12 protein-coding genes are annotated in these 26669 nt (G+C 37.2%); 2 read left to right on the top strand and 10 right to left on the bottom strand.

Annotation, left to right across the window (positions count from 1 at the left end; genetic code table 11):
• Nucleotides 1-25 precede the first annotated feature (25 nt).
• Together ACYX4O_RS03070 and ACYX4O_RS03065 are read left to right on the top strand one after the other, a co-directional pair.
• Nucleotides 26-724, top strand: a complete 699-nt coding sequence (locus ACYX4O_RS03070) for a BMQ_0737 family morphogenetic spore coat protein (RefSeq protein ID WP_476354500.1) — start codon at nucleotides 26-28, stop codon at nucleotides 722-724.
• A gap of 98 nt (nucleotides 725-822) precedes the next feature.
• Nucleotides 823-1407, top strand: a complete 585-nt coding sequence (locus tag ACYX4O_RS03065; protein ID WP_476354498.1) for a hypothetical protein — start codon at nucleotides 823-825, stop codon at nucleotides 1405-1407.
• 88 nt (nucleotides 1408-1495) lie between these two features.
• On the opposite strand, the gene ACYX4O_RS03060 is transcribed toward ACYX4O_RS03065, so the two are convergent.
• From ACYX4O_RS03060 to ACYX4O_RS03015, 10 genes are all read right to left on the bottom strand, one after another.
• Complete coding sequence (locus tag ACYX4O_RS03060) at nucleotides 1496-2914, bottom strand: 4-hydroxyphenylacetate 3-hydroxylase family protein (protein ID WP_476354496.1); 1419 nt, start codon at nucleotides 2912-2914, stop codon at nucleotides 1496-1498.
• Nucleotides 2915-3173: 259 nt separating this feature from the next.
• Nucleotides 3174-3836: an ABC transporter permease gene (locus ACYX4O_RS03055; protein WP_476354494.1), complete on the bottom strand. Its 663-nt coding sequence runs from the start codon at nucleotides 3834-3836 to the stop codon at nucleotides 3174-3176.
• The gene (locus ACYX4O_RS03050) at nucleotides 3829-4755 is read right to left on the bottom strand and encodes an ABC transporter ATP-binding protein (RefSeq protein WP_476354492.1); all 927 of its coding nucleotides are present in this window, start codon (nucleotides 4753-4755) and stop codon (nucleotides 3829-3831) included. Before ACYX4O_RS03050 ends, ACYX4O_RS03055 begins: the two co-directional genes overlap by 8 nt.
• Nucleotides 4756-4890: 135 nt before the next feature.
• Nucleotides 4891-5865 (bottom strand): pyridoxal-phosphate dependent enzyme, encoded by a 975-nt coding sequence (locus ACYX4O_RS03045; RefSeq protein WP_476354490.1) that lies wholly within the window; start codon nucleotides 5863-5865, stop codon nucleotides 4891-4893.
• 14 nt (nucleotides 5866-5879) lie between these two features.
• The gene (locus ACYX4O_RS03040) at nucleotides 5880-6611 is read right to left on the bottom strand and encodes a thioesterase II family protein (RefSeq protein WP_476354488.1); all 732 of its coding nucleotides are present in this window, start codon (nucleotides 6609-6611) and stop codon (nucleotides 5880-5882) included.
• A 6-nt stretch (nucleotides 6612-6617) separates the two neighbouring features.
• A complete protein-coding gene (locus ACYX4O_RS03035) occupies nucleotides 6618-7280 on the bottom strand; it encodes a 4'-phosphopantetheinyl transferase family protein (protein WP_476354486.1) in 663 nt (220 codons plus the stop codon).
• 29 nt (nucleotides 7281-7309) lie between these two features.
• Nucleotides 7310-10561 (bottom strand): non-ribosomal peptide synthetase, encoded by a 3252-nt coding sequence (locus ACYX4O_RS03030; protein WP_476354484.1) that lies wholly within the window; start codon nucleotides 10559-10561, stop codon nucleotides 7310-7312.
• Between the two features lie 10 nt (nucleotides 10562-10571).
• Nucleotides 10572-17012, bottom strand: coding sequence for an amino acid adenylation domain-containing protein (locus ACYX4O_RS03025; RefSeq protein WP_476354482.1), 6441 nt, complete (start codon nucleotides 17010-17012; stop codon nucleotides 10572-10574).
• Nucleotides 16939-22002 carry an amino acid adenylation domain-containing protein gene (locus ACYX4O_RS03020; protein ID WP_476354480.1) on the bottom strand — a complete coding sequence of 1688 codons (5064 nt, stop codon included), beginning with the start codon at nucleotides 22000-22002 and terminating at the stop codon, nucleotides 16939-16941. Before ACYX4O_RS03020 ends, ACYX4O_RS03025 begins: the two co-directional genes overlap by 74 nt.
• A 28-nt stretch (nucleotides 22003-22030) precedes the next feature.
• Nucleotides 22031-26554 (bottom strand): amino acid adenylation domain-containing protein, encoded by a 4524-nt coding sequence (locus ACYX4O_RS03015; protein ID WP_476354478.1) that lies wholly within the window; start codon nucleotides 26552-26554, stop codon nucleotides 22031-22033.
• Nucleotides 26555-26669 lie beyond the last annotated feature (115 nt).

The raw sequence follows: 26669 nt of genomic DNA, 5'->3' as shown, positions 1-26669 counted from the left end.
AAATTGATTGAAAGGAGTTATCAAGATGGCCAACGTAAATCTTGAAGAGTACCAACGCGAATGCATTAACGTGGAAAAAGTATTTGACTATGTCATTCTTAATTCAGGAGGGACTGCAAATGGTCTTGCCTTCACACTAGGAGTAGGAATAGACATTGCAGACTTACTTGCACTTTTAGCTGTACCTGGCAACTCTATTGCTAACGTTTCTGTTTCGATCGACACAACTAGTTGTAATGAAATGTCTTCTACACGCCCTAACCAAGAAGTTGAATTGGATAACGGGGAGGTTGTTACACTTCAATGGGTAACAATAGAAGAAGGAGCTATTGGCCTTACAATTAGCTTCGACGTTGTGAACGTAGCAGGCCTTGTACAATTACCTGTTACTGGAACGGCCACAATAGGAGCCGGAACCATCGCACCAGAAACTCTATTAATGTGCGCACCTGTAGGCACAACTGTGGAATGTGATGTTCTTCCTTCCTCAACATTTATGCCTTTTAACTTTGCTGATGACGGCACAGGCTTAGGACTTACTTTTGACTTACGCTACAACCTTTGTCAGTCTGTTCAATCTACTGATGAAGTGACACTTGAAGTATTAGCTCGCCTATGCCGTCCGCGTGACATCATTCTACCAGAAGAAACTTGTGAGCCAATTATGCCTCAACAATGCCCAATGATCTTCCCAGGTCCAGATATGAACGGCACTCCAGAATAATTAGGTTAAAAAGAACAGATCCCACACGATCTGTTCTTTTTTCATATCATGAGCCGCTTAGGTTTATACATATTATGAGGAGTAAGGGAGGAATGTGAATGGACGTCAATATCGAGAAAATTGAGGAGAATGTAAAACAAATTAAAGAAGACTTAATAAAAGCAAAAAACCAAATTGAAGCTCTTAAGAAGAAAAACTACCACTCAAGCGAACCTTCAGACCAATTCATTATTTCTTATTTTTCTTATACGGTTAAATGTCCAACCAATCCAGATAATCAAATCGTTCAAATTTTTGGAAGCTTTATCATCAAAAACGTCGGGAACGTACCTCTAAAAAGTCCATATATTTGTATAAAATTTAACGATAATAGCCCGATTTCCTTAGCCGCAAGGATTAGCTCAAAGGATCGGATTGACCAAGAATATAGCCCAGTCCCTACTCAAACATGGAACTTCATAAATCAAGAACTTGAGAAACGAGTAGAGAGTGATGGAGAGTATTGGTTATCCCCCTTAAACGTTTATGAAATTCCGCCTCAAAAGAACTTAAGTTTCGCCAATTTCCATGCCCGGCTTGACTGTAGTCAATATGATGGCACGCTTAAAATGGAGGGATATGTATATGGCGAAGGGATAGAATCCGGCGTCCCATCTTTAAACAAAATTAACGTATCTATATAATAAGAAAATGGGGATCTCATTTAAGATCCCCATTTTCTTATTATGTGTAGATTTGAGCGTCTATACAGACTTTAAAACTATCTCTTCTTCACATGTTTGCATGAAGAAATCTTGCCACCCTTTCCTTAGCCGAATCAGTAGCATACATCTGGTACATATTCTGGCCAAGGCGAATAGGGTCACCAAAGAAAAAGCGTTCATAGTGCATTTGCCTCGTTCCAAACCCACTCATAGAAAGATCCCATGCTAAGCGAAACAAGGCTACTTTCTCCTTGCCGCTCTTTTCATAACCCTTTAAATAAAAGTCTAGATCTCCCCCTAACTCTGAAGAAAAATCTCGTTCAGAAGGTAGGGTGACCATCCCGCTTGCCCCTAACTGTTGGATAATTTCTATACATCTAGGATAAAAATACTGAAATTCATTAACTGCAACATAGAGCGGAATTGGATTAGGAATATACACCCCGCTTTTATCTATCTCTCCTTCGTTTTCCCCTTTTACTAAAAGAGCCTTCATAGATTCCAACCCACGGATAAGTTCTGCCATTTTCATCTGGACATGCTCGTACTCTCCGATATGAATCATCTCTACAATGGACTCGGCTACACCAATAGCAAACTCCGCTTTCATCACTTGCCTTGATACAATTTGATGCAACGTAAATGGAACGAACTTACCTTCCTTATAGAGACGTGTAACAGCTCGTATATTTTCATAAATAAACACACGATCCCATGGGACAACAACGTCATCAAACAACACAACTGTATCCATTTCATCAAAGCAGCAGGAAAGAGGCGTGTCATGATTAGCAAAAGAGCGCCTACAAACAAAGGTTAATCCTTCAGTATTAGTGGGTATGGAAAATAAGTATGATTGTTCCTCTTCCGCTGTACCTGGGGTGGAATATACAATAACCTCATCTGTCATACCACCTTGAGTAGCTAAAAGTTTAGCTCCGCGAATGACTAACCCTTCTTGACGTTTATCAACAATTCGCGCGTTTGTCACTTCTTCATCGAGAAACGCCATCTTTGATCGATTCGATTGAGGACTAATAAATGTATGGGTGAATGATAAATCATGTTCACAAGCATATTCATAAAAGTCCTTTAGCTTTTTAGGGTATGTCTTCTTCTCTCCACTCAAAAGATCTAAAGAGGCCGCAAAAGAGGCAAGGACCGTATTCATATAATCTGGGCTCCTCCCCATCAAACCTCCATTCCACGAGGCCCACTCTTGAACCATTTTCCTTCGCTTTCTTAAGTCTTCCAACGTTTTTGGAATGAGGTAAGAAGTTCCGATATCCTTACTTGTCTTTTCAGATTGAAAAGTCATATACTCTTTTAGATGCTGCATGTCGTATAATGTTGCCTGACTTTTCATGACACCAGCAAAGGCTTTATGCTCTGAAAGTTTCCCAACAATCTTCTCTCCGTCATACCATATATTGCTCTTTAGTGCATCAATCCGATTGATGTATTCATCACCTGTTATAGCCGGCATTTGCTTACACCTCATTTTATAAAGTTATATCCTATATTATTAGGGAACCCATTAAACGTGAGCACAAGAAAACCCTGAACCATTCAAAATAATGAGGAAATTTACGCATTTCATAAATCGTTTTTTAATTAAAAGCTCTGTGGTACTAAAACAGAAGATGCAATATGCCCAAATAACACCAAACACCATTAAAGCTAATAGTGGCCATAAGTAAGATGCTATAATAAAAAAGAGCTCATAAATATGAGCCCTCACACGTTTAACTAATATCTAATTTACTAATTTTACGGATCGTGCCATACATAATAAGCAATCCAATTGCGGCTAAAGAAATGGGAATAGCTATGATATCATTCAAACTCCCACCTCCACTATTGGAGCTTGTTACCATAACAATAAGAATAGCTGACACGATTGTAGTCGGTACAGAGTATTTTCGTAGTCCAAAATATAAAGGAATTAAGCTAACTAAAGAAGCTGTAATAGCCATTAAGATTAATTCTGGAAGTCCATCTTGAAGTATGGATAACGTGAGGGTCTCATCTGTGATGTTGTAGGATTGGCTTACAAGTGTATAAGCGGCTTTGATGAAAAAGTTTGAAAAGATTATCGACATAAAGGTAAAAACACTGACAATAACTAATTTCGCTGCAATCATCTTCGCTCTCGAGATAGGATACATAAACAAAACGGACACGGTTTTATTTTTGAATTCTTCTATAATTAACTTGCTGAGCAGGAACGCCGCAAATACCGTAAAAGTTGCCCGGATAAAGGTATCCATTACTTGCATTGTTACCTCATACGTTTCAAAATCAATTAAGGTAATGAATAAAAGAATGACCAAATTGGCAATGAAAATACCGAATAGGTAATTTCCTAACTTCGCTTTTTTTAACTCTAATCCGATTAGCTTAAGCATGCTTCTTTCCCTCCATCATATCAACAAAATAATGTTCAAGTGTACCCTTTTTCTTATTGAAGGAATGGATGTTTACATCTGCTAAAATCAGTTCCTTTAACACTTTTGATGGGGATCCTGTCGAATTCTGGAGTTGGATAGTATGCTGATCAACGGCTTTACACGTAAGAATGCGTAATTTTTCTCTAAGAACAAATAGGGCACGGTCGAGATCGTCCACTTCTATAACGAGATAATCTTCTTTATTTTGTTGAAGTTCTTGAATGGAAGACTCTTGAATTATAGATCCATCTTTAATTATGCCAATTGTATCCACGATTTGCTCGATTTCACTTAGGATATGACTGGACACTAAGATCGTCATCTCTTGTTCTTTACTCAAGTATAATAAGAGCGTACGTAAGTCGCGGATGGCCATCGGATCTAAGCCGTTAATCGGCTCATCTAATATCAACAACTCCGGTGATGTCATAATAGCGCGCGCAATGCCAAGGCGTTGCTTCATCCCAAGAGAATATTCACGAACCTTCTTTCCCTCAGGGTTTAATTTCACAAGCTTAAGAACCTCTTGAATGGTCTGCTCTAATTGACCGACATTCATATATTGCCCGTGTAAACGCAAATTCTCTTCACCAGTAAGGTGATCATAAAACACAGGATACTCAATAATGGTGCCAATTCTCTTTTTTATCTCGTTTGCATCCTTTGTTTTCCGATACGTTTTCCCAAAGAGGTGTACGGACCCTTTCGATGGGGCCATTAACCCTGTTAGCATCCTCATAATCGTTGTCTTACCCGCACCGTTCTGTCCTAAAAAACCATAGATTTCTCCTTTTCGTACCGTCATATTGACATTTGATATGACTTCTTTCCCTTTGAATGTTTTGGAAAGGCCTTTAGTTTCAATGATGTTTTCCAACACAATCCCTCCTTTAACTAGCAGTAAGAATTTAATTAGTATTGAGTATAATTCAGTACTGAATTATAGCTAATATCCAACAATTCCATTATATACCACTCTACTAAACATAACAAGCTAGTTTTTCATTTATTGCTAATTTTTACTTAGTAAGGAGTCTTCTAGTAAAATTTGATCCAGTATTTCCTCATTATAATTTGATCCACTTAATACAATCCCAATATTTTTATACTTTTTTGCAATGTCTGTATAGAGTATTGCAGCAATCACTAAAGCTGATGAAGGTTCAATCATAAATTTTAACTCTCTGTGGGCAAACCATAATGCCTGCTTTATCTCTTCTTCTGTAACGGTCACTACATCCGTCAGCCTCTCCTTAATAATTGTAAAAGGCAACTTACTTGGTTTCATATGTGCAAGACCGTCTGCAATGGTAAATGGAGCAGGAATTTCTACAATCCCGCCTTGTTCTACTGATAGCTTCATATCATTTCCATGCGCAGGTTCTACACCAATCACATCCGTTTTGAAGAGATTTAACTCTGCAGAAATTGACACGCCAGCTGCTAGACCTCCTCCCCCTACTGGAACGAAGATTGCATCTAAATCACTTTTATCTTCTAGCATCTCTAATCCCACGGTTCCTGCACCTTCCACAATTAAAGAATGATCGGAAGACGGTACCTCCACAAGATTATTCTCCTTCGCCATACTGTTTGTAATTAACTCGCGCTTTTCTTCATAACGATTATAGTAATAGATTTTGGGATGGTTGAGCTCCATTTTTTTTAGCTTATTTAAAGGAATGTCTTGAGGAATACACAAACTCGTTGGTATACTTAAAATTTTCGAAATGGTTGATACCGCTATCCCATGATTTCCGGAAGACCCCGCGATGATTCCTGCTTTACCTCCCACATCACTGTTTAATAAAAAATTAGTGGCTCCCCTATACTTAAATGACCCCGTCTTCTGAAGGTTCTCTTCTTTTACGAAAATATTACTTCCCACACGATTCGTTAAGAGTGGACTTTTTTTTAATCTTGTCCTTCGAATATACGGTTGAATTTTTGCTTTAGCGTATTGAAGTTTTCGTACATTGAACTCCATAGCTTCCCCCACTTTTATTTTAATAGTTGGTTATGTACGTCATTAAAAATATCGTTGTCTTGATCTAGTACATACATATGTCCTCCATCGTATAGATGGATAGAATGGACTTGACAGTAGTCTTCCCACAAATTGCAGCTTTTTACATCCACAAGCTGATCATCGACTCCATACATTAGAGTAGTTGGAACGGGGAGTTGGTGGAATTGTTGATTGTTTTCAACACTTTCAAGCAATTTAATATCTGCATGAAGAATCTCTTTATATATGCTCAATAGTTCTTCGTTCATTAGGACAGGTTCATCCATGCCACTTTGACTTAATAAATGTTCTGGTTCAACCTTCTTTCGACTCCCCCAATTAGATGGAGCATCACAACCAGAGATAAACAGATGTTCCGGTATAATATTTCTTTCCTCTACTAGTTTCTTTACAATCATATAAGCTAATACGCCACCCATACTGTGACCGAACATAGCGAATTTCTTCTTATGAAGTGAGTCACCGATAACGTTTATGAAATCATTACATAGCTTCTGAATATCTTCGTAACACGGGTGATCAAATACATTCTCTCTTCCAGGTAACTGGATAGGATAATAGGAAATTGTAGATTGATGCTCTTTTGGTAGTATTTTGTAATAAGAGTATGCACCCGCTCCAGCCCATGGAAAACAAAACACTATAACTTCACTTTGATCGTTAATAGTTTGATTATTAATCCAATTTTCCGCAGTAAATTCCATAGCATTTCAAGCCTCTCTTACATTAATTAATAAGTCTGTATAGTCCCAAGTTTGTACATCTATATTGGTTAATTCATACTTGGATGCGTAAGACACGTAATAGCCTGGTGGTCCAAAGAAAGTTTGATAGTACCACCCTCGCACCTTTCCGTTCATATTCATACTATCTTTAATAGATAATTCTTTCACAGGGAATGAGAAGCCCATTCCCTGTGCTTTAATAATAGATTCTTTTCTCGTCCAATTTATATAAAACGCTTTGAGTTTCAAAACCTGTGTAGGTTGCTTATTTACTTGTTGTATTTCTTCATCTGAAAAGACCATTGGCATAACTTCAAGATGATCCTCTTTCCCATATTCAATATCAACACCAACAGGTCCAGAGTTGGTAATTATTACAGCTACATATTCATGAGAATGGGAAGTGTTAAAATAAAGGTTAGGTTGATTCGCAACATAAGGTTTTCCATATTTGGTTTGCTCAAAAGTTACATCTGATGGGGAACCTCCAGTAATTTCACTAATCAAACTTTTCACTAGAACTCGAGAAAGGATATATTCAATTCGCCTTTTTTGGATCGCTTGAGTCAAATATTTCTTTTCGTCATCTGAACATATGGTTCTTAGCTCCTCATATTCATCTTGGCTAAGAGACTTAGGTAAATTCATTATTACAAGTTGTGAATCATACGTATTGATCATACTGTGGATAAGTTCTCTTCCATATATTTCTCCTCAATGAATAAAGCCAACTGCTCTAAGCTTGGTTTATCAAAAAGGCTTCGAATACTAATTTCCATATCCAATAATGAATTTAATTGCATGACCACTTGAGTTGCTAATAGGGAATGGCCACCCACCTCAAAGAAATGATCATACACACTTATTGTTTCATGCCCTAAGACATCTTTCCAAACTGAGGCTACAATTTCTTCCATAGCTGTTCTAGGAGCTACAAAGCTCTCCATCATGTAATCTTGAAGTCCCGGTTCTGGAAGCGCCTTTCGATCCACCTTTTTATTCAGATTTAATGGGAACTCCTCCAAATACATAAATACACTAGGAATCATATACTGGGGTAACCTGTCCATCATATACTTCTTTAATCCATCCTTGACCATTTCTTTTTCAGCTCTGTAATAACATATGATTCTATTATCTCCCTGTTCTGTCTCTTTCACAGCTACCACAACTTCATCTACACCTGGGTAACTTAGTACAACTTCCTCTATTTCTCCTAACTCAATACGATAGCCTCTTATTTTAACTTGATGATCTGTTCTTCCAATGTACTCAACGCCTTGACCTTGCCTATATCGAACCAAATCCCCAGTCTTGTAGATTCTGTTTGTTGGATCATTGCTAAATGGGTTAGGGATAAACCTTTCTGAAGTTAATTGATCTTTTCCCCAGTAACCTTCCGCCAACCCTTCACCGCCTATATAAAGTTCCCCTATGCATCCAATAGGCATTCTTTTTAAATTCTCATTCAAAATATAGATGTGCGTATTATTGATTGGTGTACCAATAGGTATTGATTTTCGACTGTCCTCTCGATTGACCGTGTGTGTTAGAGCAAATGTGGTGGTTTCGGTCGGTCCATATCCATTTATCAAGAACGTAGGGGCCCCACCTTGTAAGACCTTTTGTATAGCATTTGGATTGCAAGCTTCTCCTCCAAACACTACATACTTCATCGATTTAAAAGCATCGGGCATTTCAATTGCTACCTTATTAAATAAAGATGTAGTCAAAAACGCCGTTGTGACCTTTTTATCAATGATCCAATCTTTTAGACGCTGAGGTGATAAAATTGTGTCTTTAGAAGCGGTGACCAATTTGGCCCCATTGAGTAAAGCACCCCAAATTTCAAATGTTGCCGCATCGAAAGAAGCATTAGAGAATTGTGCTACAATATCTTCATTAGTGAAGCTGACGTAATCGGAGTGTTTCACAAGCCTTGAGACACCTTTATTTAGGATCGTTACACCTTTTGGATTGCCTGTTGAACCAGAAGTATAAATCATATAAATCCTATTATGTGGTGTCACAAAATTAGGAAGATCATAACATTCTTCCTCATTTAATGTGTCATCTTCCATAAGCTGAATGGAAGCATGTTCGAGGTTTTTCTCTACTATTGTTTCTGTATCGGTAATAAGGATTTTTGCTTCCCCGTCCTTTAAGATATGCTTTATTCTAGCGTCCGGGAAAGATGTATCAATAGGAAGGTAGAACCCTCCTGCCTTAACTATAGCTAACATCGCTGTAATAAAATTTACTTTATTGTTCAGACAAATGGCGATAGGATAATTTTGGTTAGCCCCCATTTTCTGTAGCCTCTTAGCTAATCTATTGGACTTTTTATCTAACGTTTCGTACGACAATTGCGTCCCTTTAGATTCAATGGCAATTTGTTCAGGTCGGATCCGTACTTGTTCTTTAAATAAATCAATGACCGATTTATTTTGATCCATGCCACAATTAACTTCATTTAAATTTTGGTAGATGGCTACTTCATCTTCTGTGATGATGGATACATCCCCTATTTTCTTATGAGGCGTATTGATTAAATGGGTTATAATTGATTTTAGATGTTGTCCCATCCGTTTAATCGTCTCTTCTTTGAATAGGTCTATGTTATATTGAAATTCCCCCAATAGCTGATCTTGTTCCTCTACCATAAATAACATGAGGTCATTTTTAGCTGTTTGATTTTTAACTGGTATAGATTCATGACACAAGTTCACAAATGCTGAATTTGTACTGCCTGCTGATTGCAACGTAAACATCGTTTGAAACAAAGGAGAAACATGTGCATTTCGGTCTGGACATACTTCCTCTACTACCTTATCAAAAGGGATATCTTGGTTTGCATATGCATCTAAACAATTCGTTTTGACGGCCTCTAAGGCTGAATAAAAGGTAGGATGATTACTTAAATCCGTTCTAATGGCAAGTGTATTTACAAAGAATCCGATAAGAGTCTCTACTTCCTCCCTATCCCTTCCTGCAACGGGAGTTCCTACAACAATATCCTCATTCCCTGACCACCTGTACATAAGTATTTTATAAGCTGTTAGTAAAAACATATGAGAAGTGATACCCTCTTTGTCACAAAACGCACGTATGCTTTGGGAGAGTTCCTTTGATAGTTTAAATCCAAGGCTATTTCCCATATAAGTTGGATAATTAGGCCGCTCGTAATCCATAGGCAAGTCTAATAGAGGGATATCTCCACTAAACCTATCTTTCCAATAATGCAACTGATTGTTGAAATCTCCATTTTCTAATCGATTATTTTGCCAATGAGCGAAGTCCTTATATTGAATAGGCAAGTCCTTGCTCCTTATATCTTCACCATTTATAGAGGCATTATAATAGTTTATGATTTCATCTAATAAGATGGATTCTGACCAACCATCGAAGACTATGTGATGCATTGTAATGAATAAAACATGCTCTTCTTTACCTAACTCTAATAATTTCACAGCGATCAAAGGGCCAGTTTGTAAATTAAATTGCTGTGTGATTTCTTGATTCATGTGATGATCTATAAACTGCTTCTTAGAGTAGGGAGCAGTATAATTATAGTTTTCTATCTTTACATCCAGATCGAAATTATTGCTTTCAACTAAATATTCGTTTGTTCCATCACTTTTCAGGTGCGAGTGTAAGATATGATGACGAGTCACAACATGCTTGATGGCCTTAAATAAAAAGTCCTTATCTAATACACCATCTAACTTTAAATAGACTGGAACATTATACATGTGCTTTTCATCTAATAGTTGGTCCATTACCCATAATCGTTTTTGAGATGAGGAAAGGGGAAAGTCAACTGCATTGACTTTCCTGATTTGGTGATCATCTTTCCCTTCGCCACCTAGCATTTTTTGAAATAATCGTTCTTTAACAGATAACCCCTCGTCTAACATAGACCTTGTCATAATCTCCCTCCTATTTCTTTAAGAGCTCCTCAGCTTCTTCCTCGGACATACTTTCAATCTGCTTCCAAAATTCACTCTCTATAAATTCAGCAAGACCCTTAATTGTAGAATATTGAAACATCACTTTTAGTGGTACAGATATTCCGAATAACTGTTGTAATCTTGAAGTCACTTTAATAGCAAGCAGCGAATGTCCACCAATGGTGAAGAAATTATCGTGAATATCGATGTTGTTCACGTTTAATATGTCACTCCATACTTCAGCAACTTTCTCTTCTAATTCTGTCTCTGGATATATAATCTCTTTTTCCTGATGATTGGAAATGTCTACGTTCGGAAGTCGGTTATAATCAATTTTCCCATTCGCATTTACTGGGAATTCCTCCATTTCCTTAACACTATGCGGAACCATATATGGAGGCAATGCTTCTTTTAAATACTGAATAAGCTTACTAGCATTATACCTTTCGTTTCTTATCACATAAGCTACGATAAATTGTTGCTCCCGTTCGGAAACTACTTTAACTAATCCATGCTCAACCCCATCAAACTTCCTCATTCTAGCTTCAATTTCGCTTAATTCTATACGGAAACCTCGAATCTTAACTTGTCGATCTTTTCTACCTAAAAACTCTAAATGCCCATCTTTCAAAAATCTCACTAGATCTCCGGTTTTATATAAACGTTCTCCACCTTTGAACGGATTTGGAATGAATGAAGCATTTGTTAAATCTTCTTTATTGTGATATCCCTCAGAAACAGCTAGACCTCCAAGGTATAATTCACCCCGAACACCAAATGGACTAAATTGTCTTTCATCATTTAAGATATATACTTCAATATGCTTGAAAGGTTTACCAATCGGTACAATATCTGTAGTTAGATTTGTGCCCTCTTGAAGCTTAAAATAAGTGTTATCAACAGTTACTTCTGTCACACCATAAGAATTGTAAAGAGAGACATGACGATTAAAGAAAGGTTGAATAGTAGTAAAATCCTTCGCATACAGTGTGTCTGCCCCTGATACAATGACTTTTAAATCCTTAAGCTTCTTTTGTTCGCTTTTCAAATACACGATTAAATGTTTCAACGCGGCTGGAACAAACTCTGCAAAATCGATCTTCTCTCGTGTCATTAATCCGTATAATTCTTTTGGATCCAAAATAATTTCTTTGTCACATAAGACTAAGCAACCGCCCGAACCAAGACTACGGACCATATCTTGAATAAACACATCAAATGCAATACTAGACATCTGCAAAAACCTTGAAACGTTATTCGTTTCATATGCCTCTAACCAAGAAGGAATAGAGATGGCAAGACTTTGATGACTAACCTTTACTCCTTTAGGATCTCCAGTTGTTCCTGATGTATAGATCACGTAGGCAATGTCATCATCTGAATAAATGCCTTCCAAGTTAGGATCACTACTTAAAATTTTGTTCCAATCTTTATCAATATTAACGACGTTCTTATAATCTATTAATTTATCTACATATTGATCCTCTGTAATAATTGAAGCTAACTCAATGTCTTTAGCAATGTATTGTACTCTTTCATTTGGATGTTGAGGGTCAAGAGGTACGAAGATACAACCTGCTTTCATTACCCCAATAACAACAGGTAATGTTTTAAGGCTTTTATCTAAATAAACCCCAATGGAATCCTGTCTCTTTAATCCTATAGCCTTTAAGTAGTTGGCTACTTGATTTGATTGTATCTCCAAGTTTTTATAAGTTATAGAAATACCATTATGCCTAACCGCTTCTTTATTTGGGGACTTTTGAGCAACTTCGTCCACTTTTTCATAGAAGTAAGAACCATCTTGGGTCGGATCTTCAAAGCGTTGTGGCAAGAGAGCTGTAACCTCTTCATCGTCAAGAAGTGATAAAGAACCAATAGGTGCCTTTACACCTTCAACAATTTCGTTTAACACATTGATATAATGACGACTAAATTGATTCATAAATCCATCCTCTAGCACATCATCATTATATTGGAATTCTAACTCGATCCCGTCTACTAAACGCTCAACGTTCAATGATAAATCGACCTTGGTGGTCTTATTTTCAATCTCGTAAGGGATCAGTAAGTTTTCTTCCGCTTCACCTTGCACATGCTCAAAGTAAGAGAACATAACCTGAAATATAGGGTTACGACTCTCATCTCTTTCTGGTTCTATCTCTTCCACGATCTTCTCAAATGGGACATCTTGATTGGAGTACGCCTGAAGAAAATGATATTTTACTAGAGAAACGTAATCTTGAAAGTTCATCTTTCCGTCAACGAGCGTCCGTATCGGAAGCGTATTGACAAAGAAGCCCATAACCCCTTCAAGTTCTTTAGAATTTCTTCCATGTACAGGAGTACCTACAATTAAATCTCTTTGAGCTGTATAGTGATAAAGAAGAACATTAAAAGCACCTAACAACGTCATATACATTGTAACGTCTTCTTCTCGACTCACGTTTTCTAATTTTTCAATCAATTCTTTATGGATGTACCTTTTAACGCTTTTACCACTAGACGTTTGAACGTTTGACCTTCTCTTATCTGATGGTAGTTCTAAAATAGGTAAATCGCCACCTAGTTGATCTTTCCAGTAGCTTAATTGGTGACCCCAGGATGTTTTGCTAGAATGCTTTTGTTCCCAGTATGCATAATCGACATACCGAAGGTTCTCTCCCCTCACACTATCTGCAAGATTCTCTTCATTACGAATACATTTATTTAACTCTTCCATGAATAATTGTGCAGAGTGACCATCAAAGATAATATGGTGGATTGTAAAGAGTAATACTTCATTCTCCCCAGGCTCACGTACTAATTGACACCGAATGAGCGATTCATTACTCAGATTAAAAGGCCTCCACGCTTCTTGATTGACGTATTCTTGAATGCTTTTCACATCTTTGACGGGAATGTTAAATTCGTTATTCCTTCCTACTAATTGGTAAGGTGCCCCGTCCTCTTGAAAGAAGTTAGTCTGGAAAATAGAATAGTTTTGAATAAGTGCATGTACTGATCTTAATAATCGATCAAGATTAACTTTAGAATGTATCGAGTAGGCAAAGGGAATATTATATGAACGATCAGTTGGATCGTACTGATAAAGAAACCATAATCGTTGCTGGGCATAGGAAAGGGGATAACGATTATGTTCAAGTTCAACTCTATTTATTTGATTATCCTGTGACTTTGAATCCTTCTTGTCCATTTGCGAAGAAACTTCATTAGCTAACGTCGCAATCGTAGGGTGACTGAACAATGTTTGAAGCTCCACTTTCACGCCCAGCACTTCTGACATTTCGTTTGTAACAAAAGCAGCCAGTAAGGAATGTCCACCTATTTTAAAGAAGTGATCATGAACTCCAACCGATTCGACTTTTAATACGTCTCCCCATATCGTCGCAATGGTTTGTTCAAGATCTGTTCTCGGAGCAACGTAATCCAGATGTTCAAAGTGTTCTCTAGACGGTGTAGGTAATTTAGCTTTATCCACCTTCCCATTTGTAGTCAATGGCATCTTATCCATTCCTATAAAAGCAGAAGGCACCATATAGTCTGGTAACTCTTTTTGAAGAACACCTCTAATGTCTTCACTTGATTTTGCTTGGATTGGTGTATAATAAGCTACTAAACTCTTTTCTCCTAATTCAGTCTTATGCAAGAGGACAGTCGCATCCTTAACAAACCCAGATTTCTCTAGGACCTCTTCTATCTCACCTAGCTCAATTCTGAACCCTCTAACTTTTACTTGGTCATCTGTCCGTCCAACAAACAATAAATGACCATCTTCTGAAATTTTCACCAAGTCCCCCGTTTTATAAAGACGTTTCCTTAACGAGACATGCTCTTCTATAAACTTCTCAGTTGTAAGATCTGGTCGATTCCAATACCCGGTTGCTAGACCATCTCCACCTATATATAATTCCCCTGATACTCCTATCGGGACTTGTTGCAAATACTCATCTAGTACGTAAACTTCAGTGTTATTAATCGGTTTGCCTATAGGAATATTTTCTATTTGAATATAATTTTCAGAGTGATTTACAATATAATTTGTTGTTATAGTCGTACTTTCACTAGGACCATATGAGTTAAGCAAACGCTTCGGCGCCCCTTCTTTCAGGACCTCATTCATCCATTTCTTACTACATGCTTCACCACCTACGAGCACATTATTCATATTACGGAAGGTGTTTGGTTTAAATTGAGCTACTTGGTTAAAGAGTGACGAAGGTATAGCCATAGTCGTTACATTGTGAATCGATATCCATTCACTTAATTTAGTTGGATCTAGGACGGTTTCCCGATTCGCTATAGTTAATTCTGCACCGTTTAACAATGCCCCCCATATTTCAAATGAAGCTACATCAAACGTAAGGCTAGAAATTTGGGCGACCCGATCATGATCCTTGACTGGAGCATACTCCTGATCACTCACAAGTCGAATGACTCCTCTATTTAAAACAGACACACCCTTTGGTTTTCCAGTGGAGCCAGATGTATATATTAAATAGGCTTGATCGCCAGGGGTGACAGCTAAACTGGTAAAGGGTTGTTTTCCTTCCGGATCATACACGTGATCTTCAATAAGATATACGTTTGTCATCGAATCTTCGAATAAATCCGCATACCCTTTCTGTGTTATTACGAGTTGAGGATCTCCATCATGAATCATGTACTTAATACGCTTTTTCGGAAGTGATGACTCAATAGGTAAATAAAAACAACCAGCTTTTAATATAGAAAGGAGCGCGATACATGTATTAATAGAGCGATCCACACAAACGGCAATGGGGCGATGTGGTTGTACCCCTTGTTCTAACAACTTTCTGGCAACATCGTTTGCTCTCTCATTTAATTGTTTGTAACTTATTGTTTGATGCTCATAACGAATTGCGATATTTTCCGGTGCATTTTTCACTTGTTTCTCAAACCTCTGCACAATCGTATCTTCAACATCTCGAGTGGTTACTTGATTTATTTCATTAAATAGATTTACCTCTTCATTTGTTAAATAAGATAGAGAACCAACTTGACCGCTAGGGTCTTCGAGAATCGATTCTGTTAAAAGAACAAAATGATTCTTAAATCGTTCAATTGTTTTCTCTTGGAAAAGGTCACTGTTATATTCGATAACTCCACTAAAAACAGAATCGTTACTTTCCATTAAGAGCGCTAAGTCATTTTTAGCTGTCTTTGTTTGAATATCGTTACTGGTAACCGTTAACCCCTTAAAGCTTACATTGTCTGTTAAAGCATTTTGCATTGAAAATACTGACTGGATAATCGGAGTAACGCTAATGCTTCGATTTGGATTTACTTCTTCAACAATCTTTTCAAACGGAACATCTTGATTAGAATACGCTTCTAAACATGTTTGCTTTACACCATTTAAATATTCAACAAAGGTCTGATGCCCATCCACCTGTGTACGAATTATAAGTGTGTTAACGAAAAAGCCAAGCATACCTTCTGTTTCTTGATGATGCCTTCCTGCAATTGGGGTTCCAATTAAGAGGTCATTCTCCCGAGTGTATTTACTTAGCAGAATTTTATAGATACTAAGGAAAAACATATTCGGGGTCACACCATACTCATGACAAAACTGAAGAACATCCTCTGATAAAGCCCTAGTGAGGTCAAACGTAACTAGGTCACCCTTAAATGTTTGTTCCGTTGTTCTCGGGGCATTTGTTGGGAGTTCTAGAACCGGAAGCTCGCCAGATAGTTTTTCCTTCCAATAAGTAAGTTGCTCCGTAATGGCTGCGGAAAGCTGCTCTTGTTGCCAAACAGCGTAATCTGCAAATTGTATATCTAAAGGAGGAAGGACATTACTTTTATTCATTTCTTCATGGTTGTATAGCGTCTGCAATTCATGAAGAAGTACATTAAAGGACCAACGATCAAAAATAATATGGTGCACGTTTGCGTAGAATATATATTCCCTTGGACTTAATCGATAGATTTTAAAGAAGTATAATGGACCTTTCTCAAGATCGTATACATGAAAATTATCGTGATTGATACATTTTTCCGCTAAATCCCTAGCTTCCTCAATATCGTACTGGCTATAATCTATTTTTTGGAGATTCACAGATTCGAACATATGAATCCTTTGAACATACGTACCTTTTTGTTGTGTGAAGGTTGTTCGAAATACCTCGTGTCGTTTTACGATTTCTATTAAGCAGTCCTCAAAAACCTTCTCATCTAATGCTCCATTAAAAGTAAGCATGAATGGAATGTTATAAGCCGTCATCTTCTTATCGAAATCTTGAAGAAACCATAGTCGTTGCTGACTATATGACATTGGAAGATCAATTACATTATGTGTACCTGCGTTTACATCTCCGTTATTCATATCCACATTACTTCCCCCTGTAGTAATCATTGTTTCTAGAAACCCTACGTATTGATGGGCGTACATAAGCTTGTTGTTCACTTCCTATTTGATTATCGATTTCCTTTGCGAGTAAGCGAACCGTGGGCTTCACAAAAAATGTACTTACTGGAATAGCTACGTTAAATTCCTTTTGGATGAACGATAAGATCCTCATAGCCAAAATCGAATGTCCGCCTATATAGAAGAAATTATCGAAAACACCGATCTCATGCCGGTCTAATACATTCGCCCAAATATTGATAATAGATTGCTCGGTTGACGTCAGATTAAGATCTTCCTCGTGTATGGAAGAAAGAGTGAGCGTCTTTTCATTCAATTTATTTCTATCTACTTTCCCATTAGGAGTAAGAGGAATTTCTCTCAAGCAATGGATGGCGTTTGGAACCATGTAACTTGGAACTTGTTCCATCATAAACTCATAGATCGCTTCTATATTAAATGCTCCCTTGTCTACTGGAAAAACGAAGGACTCCAAATTATTATGGTCATCTAAGTTTTTTTCTACGACAGCAAAGGCTCTCTTTACTCCTGGGGCTTGTTCCATAATTCTCTCAACTTCATCTAATTCTACACGGAAGCCATGAATCTTAGCTTGTCGATCTGTTCTGCCTTTAAGACCAATTTCCCCATTCATTAATCGACAGCCCTTATCTCCAGTCTTATAGATCATACCTTCACAGTTAAACGGATTAGAAATAAAGTGAGTTTTTGTTTTGTCAGGATCATGATAGCGATGAGCTACCCCGATTCCGCCAATATAGATTTCACCAACAACTCCCGGAGGTACAGGATTTAATTGTTGATCTAAGATATAGACGTTCATATTCTGAATAGGACGACCTACACTATTACTATTTTGTTGACTAGAACTTACAAGTTTGTACGTAGTCGTTAATGTACATTCTGTTGGCCCATACAAATTAAACAATTGTACGTTTCCAGGAAAGCGATCATAGAATTTATCTATGACTTTCCTACTTAAATGTTCACCGCTTGACAGAACTAATCTCAGTGTTTGCGTATCTCTTGCTTTGAGATGGGTAATGTCTAAGAAAACACTTAAAAAGGAAGGAACAAGGCTAAGAATACAAGTAATCTCTTTGGTCTGGATTATATCCATTAAGCTCTTTGCATTTCTTTTTTGATCTTCAGAAACCATGATGACTTTTGATCCTAAGGTTAAGGGTATGATTAGATCCCGCATAAAACCATCTACAGAAAAAGAAGCGAGTTGAAGAACGGTATCTCTGTTACTTACACTTAATTCATTCTTCATGAAATCTCTATAATTTAAGATCCCTTGTTGTCCATTTATTACAGCTTTGGGCTTTCCTGTAGATCCAGAAGTGTAGATAATATAAGCATCCTCGCAATGATCTATAGACTCTTCCTCTATTACTTGCCCTTCATTCCCGCTATTCTCTATCCTTTCAACATTTACAAGCGGACCTTCCCACACACGCTCCATGTCCTTCGTTTGTGCATTTACTATAATCAGCTTCGGAGGAGTAGTTTGAATCATATGCTTCTTTCTTACCCCAGGAAAGTTCACGTCAATAGGCAGCAAACAAGCACCTATTTTAAATACAGCTAATTTTGAAATGACCGTATGGATGCTTTTATCAGCATGAATTCCAACTACATCGCGTGGTGTAATACCCTGTTGCCTTAAAAAATGTGCTACGATCTCAGTACGATTTAAGAGCTCCTCATAAGTCATAGTCGTTTCTCCAACTTCAAGAGCTATTTCGTTTAACTGTTCATATGCTCTTTCCTTGAACAAGGTGAAAATGTTTTTCTTCCCATAAGTCACTGGGCCTGAATCATCTTGTTTTAATCCGTCTATTTCGTTCTGATCGATAAATTTTACGTCTTGAATAAGTTGTTCTGTATCTTCCAATATTTCGTTTACCAAGTTCATATAATGCTTGATGAAGGTTTGCATTTGATCGTTTGTAAAAAGGTCGGTTTTAAACTCCAGTTCTCCTAATAGGTGATCTGTCTTTTCAGTAAAGCTCAGTGTCATGTCAAACTTCGTATGTGATTTACTGAGGGGCAGATGATCCCTTATTAAATCATTGCCAGATTGACTTGATGTGAAGGCATGATAATTGAACATCACCTGAACGATTGGTGTATGACTTTCGGAGCGTTCAGGCTGCAATTCCTCAACTAGCTTATCAAATGGTATATCTTGATTAGAGAAAGCTTCCAAGCATGATTGCTTAAGCTCACTGAAATACTGTTTAAACCGTCTATCATTCTGTACGGTTGAACGAATTGCAACAGTATTTACGAAAAAACCTATTAAGTTCTCTAGTTCTTTCTTTGGACGACCTAAAACGGATGTACCTACGATAAGATCGCTTTGCTCAGTATAACGAGAAAGCAACACCTTAAAAATGGCTAATAAAGTCATGTAAGGTGTGCCGCCCTCTATTTGACTAAAGCGTTTTACTTTATGTTCGAGATCCTTCGGAAGCTCGAAATGAATACTATCTCCATTTGTGGTTATTGATTTCCTATCATTTTCGCTAGGCAGCTCTAAAACTGGAAGTTCACCTTTTAGCTTCTCTTTCCAAAATAATAACTGTTCATCTAATCTTTCTTCTTTCAGAGTATTTTGCCACATAGAGTAATCCTTGTAATCAATAGATAATGGCTCTAACGCTAAGGAGCGATTACTTTCTATAGATTGATAAATCTCATTCAATTCATTGATGAAGATCTGTTCTGACCAACCGTCAAAAATAATGTGATGAACCAAAACACCTAGATGAAATTTGGAGTTACCTTGAAAAAGGAAGACCTTTATCAACGGACCCTTATCCAAATCAAATGAATTCTCACTATACTCTTTAAGCAAATTAGCCATTTCCACTTTGTTATCTTCTTCACCTTGTGTCTTCAATTCAATGTGTTCTAGAAGAATACTTAAATTCTTCAACACTTCCTGGTAAGGGATCCCATCATGACTTTTGAAAACCGTTCGCAATGAAGTTTGCCTTTTCATTAATAATTGGAGGGATTGCTCCAACCTATCCGCATCGATTTGTACTTGTAATGGATAAAGAAACGAAATAATATAAGAAAGGTCTTCATCATTATATTGGTTCATGAACCACAATCGCTTTTGTTCTAGCGAGAGAGGGTAATGTTGATCTTCCCTTAAGAACTTCCCTATCATTTCCTCATTAATTTCATAACGAACGCTTTCTATATAACTTGCTAATCCTGAAATAGTTGGATTTGTGAAGAACTTGGCAAAACTGATCTCTTTATTAAATTCACTTCGAATTCTTGATAATACTTGTGTGGCTAATAATGAGTGTCCACCAATCTGAAAGAAGTCGTCCCTTACACCAATTTTTTGTGTTCCTAAAACATCTTCCCATATATTAGCTAACACTCGTTCTAACTCATTAGCTGGAGCAACATAATCTTCGATATGAAAATCCTCAGGAACCGGTTTAGGTAATTTATGTTTGTCAATCTTTCCGTTGGCATTTAATGGGAATGATTCTATCTCTTTTAACAAAGCAGGAAGCATGTAATATGGAAGTTTATCTTTCAGTTCATCGATAACTTGCTTTTTAGAAATATGTTCATTCGGTTTTAAACTATAATAACTACTTAATCTTTTCTCTCCATTGGAGTCCTGGTCTAATAATACGATTACATCTTTTATATAGGAGAGTTGTTTAAACGCTGCTTCAATCTCACCTAACTCAATGCGAAACCCTCTTACTTTCACCTGGTTATCTATTCTATTTACGTACTGTATATCTCCACTTGGCAGGGATCTTACCAAGTCCCCAGTCTTATAAATGACCCCATCTTTTCCATTATTATTAAATGGGGATCTCACAAATTTTTCTTTTGTTAACTCAGGTCGATTGTGGTAACCAAACGCAAGTCCGTCTCCACCCAGTAATAGTTCCCCAACTTCGCCAGGCTGAACAAGATTCATATCTTCGTCTACAACATACAACTCAGTCCGTGTAATAGCTTTACCTATAGGAATGCCGTTATTCTCTCCTTGATGATCAAGTAAAACTTCATAAGATGTTGCAAACGTTGTACACTCTGAGGGCCCATAAACATGTAACAAATGCTCAGGAGCTCCTTTCCGCAAAACATTATAAACCCAATGCGAATGACACGCTTCTCCCCCGAATAATACGTAACGAAGACCTTTCAACCCTTCAGGAGCCTCTTGTGAGATCTTATGAAACAAAGCGGTCGTTACAAAGATTATAGAAACTTGTTGTTCATGCAACCACTCACATAATTCTACTGGTGAGTAAATAATCTCCTTTGGGGCGATAATTAGTTGGGCTCCGTTTAACAAACTCCCCCAGGCTTCAAAAGTAATCGCATCAAATGAAGCATTCGACAATTGCGCCATCTTATCTTCGGAGCATATATGAATATAGTCTGCATCTTTAGTAACCCTTAACACACCTTTTTGAGGTATAGATATACCTTTAGGTTTACCTGTAGAACCTGAGGTGTAGATAAGATAAGCTAGACGTTCGGTATCTCCAGCAACATCTGCCACGTAGTCAACAGACTCAGCATGATCTATCATGTTTTCGATATTTAGGGTTGTAATAGAATCTTTTTCTATTGTATTAGCATTCTTCTTATTTGAAATTAAGTACTTAATTTCAGAATCCTCTAGTATGTACTGTATTCTCTCTCCAGGATTATCTGGATCTATTGGTAAATAGCCTCCACCTGCCTTAAGAATCCCAATCCAAGTAGTAAACAAATTAATAGAACGTTCCATCAAGGTACCGACTATTTCACCTTCTCGAACCCCAGCTTTACGAAGTTGAACCGCAACTTTGTTTGATTTGCAATCCAATTCCTTATAAGTAATAGAAAAGTCAGTATCTTTAATGGCCACAGCGTCTGGTGTCCGCTGAACTTGTTCTATGAATACGTCTATGATCGATTTAAAATCCATCTCTGCCTTGGTGTCATTTGACTCCAAGGCAGAGGTATCCCTTTGATACATCTCCATCTCCCTCTCTCTTAATTGAATCAGCTAGTTATACAAGAGTGCTTGTTTTATTAGAAATTTGTATAAGGTTGCTTTTTAGTGATTGCGTTAACTTTTCGATTGTTTCCCTTTTATGAAGATTAGAAGAATATTGCCAGGCCAAGCACAATCGGCCTTCCCTAACCGCTCCTAAAATCTCAAAAGTATGCAGACGCTCTTGCTTAGGGCTGTTTAATGAACCTGTACATTGTGGAACACTTTTCACACCATCATCGACAGAGTCTTCTGACTTTTGTTGGTAATCTTGCCCGAAAAAGTTAAATAAGATTTCTGGTGTTGGATCATGAGGACCTAATAGGTCAGTTAAATAATGTAGAACGCCATAACCAAGCCCATTGTTTCTCATCAGATTCATATTTTCTTTCACTCGTGCTACAGTTTCCTTAACCGTAAAGTCAGGCTTCACCTCAACTAATAATGGATAGATATTCGTAAACCAACCAATCGTCCTAGAGATTTCTACATCATCAAACAAGTCCTCTCGACCATGACTATCCATATGGATTGCGACTTGGTTGTTTTTTGTCCATTTGTTCAGCACCTTAACCAAGCTAGCTAACAGCACTGCTTCCATCGTTGCTGAGAACTCCTCTTTACTATTCTTTAATAAACTAGCCGTGGTAGACTCATCAAGAACTATTTCGACCCGACTAGTGGAATTCCTAAGATTAGCCCCGTTCCAATCTACTGGTAGTTTAGGCTGAAAGCGAATCTCGTTAGTGATTTCTTGCCAGCCACTTCTTTCATCTATGAGCGTTTCAGAGCGACTATAAGTGTGTAATTGTCGAACCCACTCTTCAAAAGAGGTAGCTTTTGGCGGTAGCTCAATACTTGCACCATTACGCTGCAGTTTTAAAAGTTTTCTTAGGTCTTCTTCCAACACAGAACCTGATAACCAATCCGTCACTAAATGATGAATAATCAGCATTAAACGATTGGAGTGACTGCCATTCCTATCTGTTATATATACGGACTTAAATACATAATTTTCGAGATTAAGTGTAGATTGATAGTACTCTTCAAGATTTTGAACAACCTGTGTAAATTGATCCTCTTCAGAAATAGAGTGAAAGATAATTGGGATATCATCTACAGCTTTATACTCTTGTGTAGTCCTTTTCCCATCTACTCTCGGGAAAGCAAGACGAAGTGCATCATGTTGCATGAGCAACCTTCTAATCACCTGTCGCAAGTCTTCCATAGATAGGTCATATGAAATATCAAAACTTAATGAGAAGTTCCAATGGTGCTCATCAGTAATATTTTGCTGAAAAAACCACTTCTGTATAGGAGAGAGTTCGAATTCCCCTGTTAAAATAGGTGTTGATAGGACTTTATCTTCCGATTCTTTTACATGATTAGATAAGGACACCGGTGTAGGAAACTTATAAAAATTTCTTGGTGTTACAACATATCCTTGTTCTCTTAATTTATTAATCACTTTTAAAATCAGGAGCGAGTCCCCTCCATGGTCAAAAAAGTTATCTGTCGGCCCCACTTCTTTATTTAAAATTTGGCTCATTATGTTCATAATCATAATTTGTTTTGATGTTGCCTCTTCTACTTGACTTATAGGTGGCACTGTTTTTTCACTACTTATGCGGGTAAGACTTAACTGTTTCTTATCCACTTTTCCATTTGGTGTAAGCGGAACCGAGTCAATTCGATGAAGAGCAGATGGAATCATATAAATTGGTAGTTGTTTTTTGAGTGTTTGAATTATAGCTGTATGGTCAACTTCTGTCCCTGCATTGGCTACATAATAGGCATAGAGCTTGTTTTGATTTTTTTCAAATAAAACTACGGCTTGAACGATTTCTTTCATTTGCATTAAACAATTTTCTATTTCACCCAATTCAACTCTGTGACCGTTAATCTTCACTTGTTGATCGACACGGTCTATAAACTCCAACTCACCTAACTGATTAAACATGACTAGATCACCAGTTTTATATAATCTTTTTTTTCCTGATGTTGTATGAACGAAATGAAAAGCAGCTTCAGTCTTTTCACGATCATTACAATATCCCCGTGCTAAACCGTCTCCACCTATATATAATTCTCCTGGAACTCCAATCGGTACCTGATTAAAATTCGAATCAAAAACGTACACTTCAGTATTGGCTATCGGTTTCCCTATTGGAATTTTGTCTCCACCAAGGAATTCATAAGCTGTCGCACATACCGTTGTCTCCGATGGGCCATATGCATTCCAAAACCTTTTTGAGGTAGACCATTTTTCCGCTAGAGATACAGGACACTTCTCCCCCGCCACGACTACTTTTTCTAGGGAAGGTAAATCGTTTGGATGAATATTCATTAAGAATGAAGGGGGGAAAGTTCCAATCGTTATTTCGTATAGGTTAAGTAACTCAATAATATCTCGGTCCAAGTTTCTAAAATCGTCTGGCAATAAGCATAAGGTAGCGCCATTTCCTAACGCCATAAAAATTTCCCACATCGATGCATCAAAGCTCATAGATGCAAACTGAATAATACGATCTTCAGGTTTTATATCTAACATTTTATTCTGAGCAAATACTAAGTTAATTAAACTTGAGTGCTCAATTACAACCCCTTTAGGTTTCCCCGTGGAACCCGAAGTAAATATCATATAGGCTGCTTGATTAGGACGAATAGAAACAGGCTCAACGGCTTGATTACATCTTCCAATGGAATTGATGCTGATACTCTCAACATTTGACCACTCTTCGTGTTGCCCCGCTTGACTAATGACATACCGAATATTTGATTTTTGAACCATGTATTTCAATCTGTCTTCAGGATAAGCTGGATCCAAAGGAACATAAGCCGCACCAGCCTTCATAATTCCTAAGATACTTACGATCATATCTTTAGATCTCTTTAAATAAACGCCTACGAATTCTTCACTTTCTATCCCTAATTGAAGAAGGTGGTTCGCAAGAGCATCCGACTGCTTGTTTATCTCTTTATAGGAATAAGATTGATCATGCTCACGAACAGAAATATCATTTGGGTGAAGTTGAGTTTGGTATTCAAATAATTTAGGGATTGATTGAAAAGCAGGAATACTCCATTGATTTTTAGTATTCTTGTCTATAATTTGTTGCTCTTTTTTGGAAAGTATAGACAACGAACGAACAGGTACATGAGGATTGTGGATAATAGTTTCTATCAAATGTATGTATTGATTCATGAACTGTTCAATCGTGCTCTTGTTGTAAAGGAAGGTTTTATATTCTGAGAGGATTTTCATATGTTGTTCGTTTTCTTTTAATACAAAAAAACTAAAGTCAAACTTTGATCCATCGTTGGTTAACTCTAATGATTCTTTTGCTATTCCATTTAAAGTTAAAGATTCTTTAACTGAAGATTGATAGGTAAAAGTAGTTTGAAAAAATGGATGTTCTGAAATATCTCTAGTTGGCTTTAGTTCTTTGACCACTCTATTAAATGGAACCCCTTGGTGATCCATTCCTTTTAATATCTTCTCTTTCAATTTAAAAAGATGGTGATCAAACGTCTCATCTTCTTTAATTTCCATGCGAATGGCTAAAGTATTGACGAATAATCCAATAAGGTTTTGGACCTCACTCACATCTCGTCCTGAAACTGGCGTACCAACGATAATATCTAAACTATGCGAATACTTATAAAGCAAGATATTATACACAGCAAAAAGATAAGTATATGGAGTCACATTGTATTTTTTGCATTCTTCTTCAATTTTTTGTTGCAATTCAAAAGGTACTTCTAAACAGGAAATCCCATCGCTAAAATCGTTGCTAGGTTCAATATCACTCGGTAATTTAGTGGGAGAACTATCTTTTAGCTCTTCTCTCCAATAAGCTAAATGCTTACGAACTTGGATTTCATTTTCATCACTCCTCTCCCAATTTGAATAATCCCCATACTGAATTGGAAGTTCCAGAGCTTCGTTTACTAAACCGTTATTATAAAAATCACATAATTCATTCCAAAAAACTCCCAATGACCAACCGTCTGCAATACTGTGATGAAAGTTAATATAAAACACATGAACGTCTTCTTTGATTTCTATTAATTCATATTCCCACAAGTCAACGTCCAATAATTCAAAGGTTTTATTTGTCTTATGAAGTATTGCCTTTTCAGCTTCCTGAACTCTTTGGTTTAAAGGCAGATGGTATAATTCTGTAACTGATAAGTCTTTTTTTTGGAACGGCTTAACGACTTGATAGGGACCTTCTTCAACTTGGGTAAATTGTGTTCTTAGAATCTCGTGCCTTTCAATGATCTTGTTCAATGATTGCTCAAACCTCTCAAGATCTAAAGATCCAGTCAACTTATACGCTTCTGGAATTCTGTATGCGTTTGATTCAGGACTCATAAGATTCATAAACAACATTCTCTCTTGCGCTGAGGAGAGTTTGATTCGTTCACCATTTTTACGAATAGGAATTCGAGAGGATTGTTTTTTTGCTTTTGCCAATTGAGCTAGCTTTTTCTCTAACATTTGACGCTTATGAATATTTTTATTAGCTATATCCATATTGACCCCCTGCTTCGATTTTTTTATTTTTCATCAATTTCTACGCTAGTAAAATTAGCACAGTAGTAAAATATTTGCAATTCACCCTAAGGTGATTTTAGGTCTTTTGATCCAT

It is taken from the genome of Pontibacillus sp. ABV4_188, from assembly GCF_056311905.1.
The sequence above is the reverse complement of the archived record's forward strand: the minus strand, read 5'-3'. Positions and strand labels throughout refer to the sequence as shown.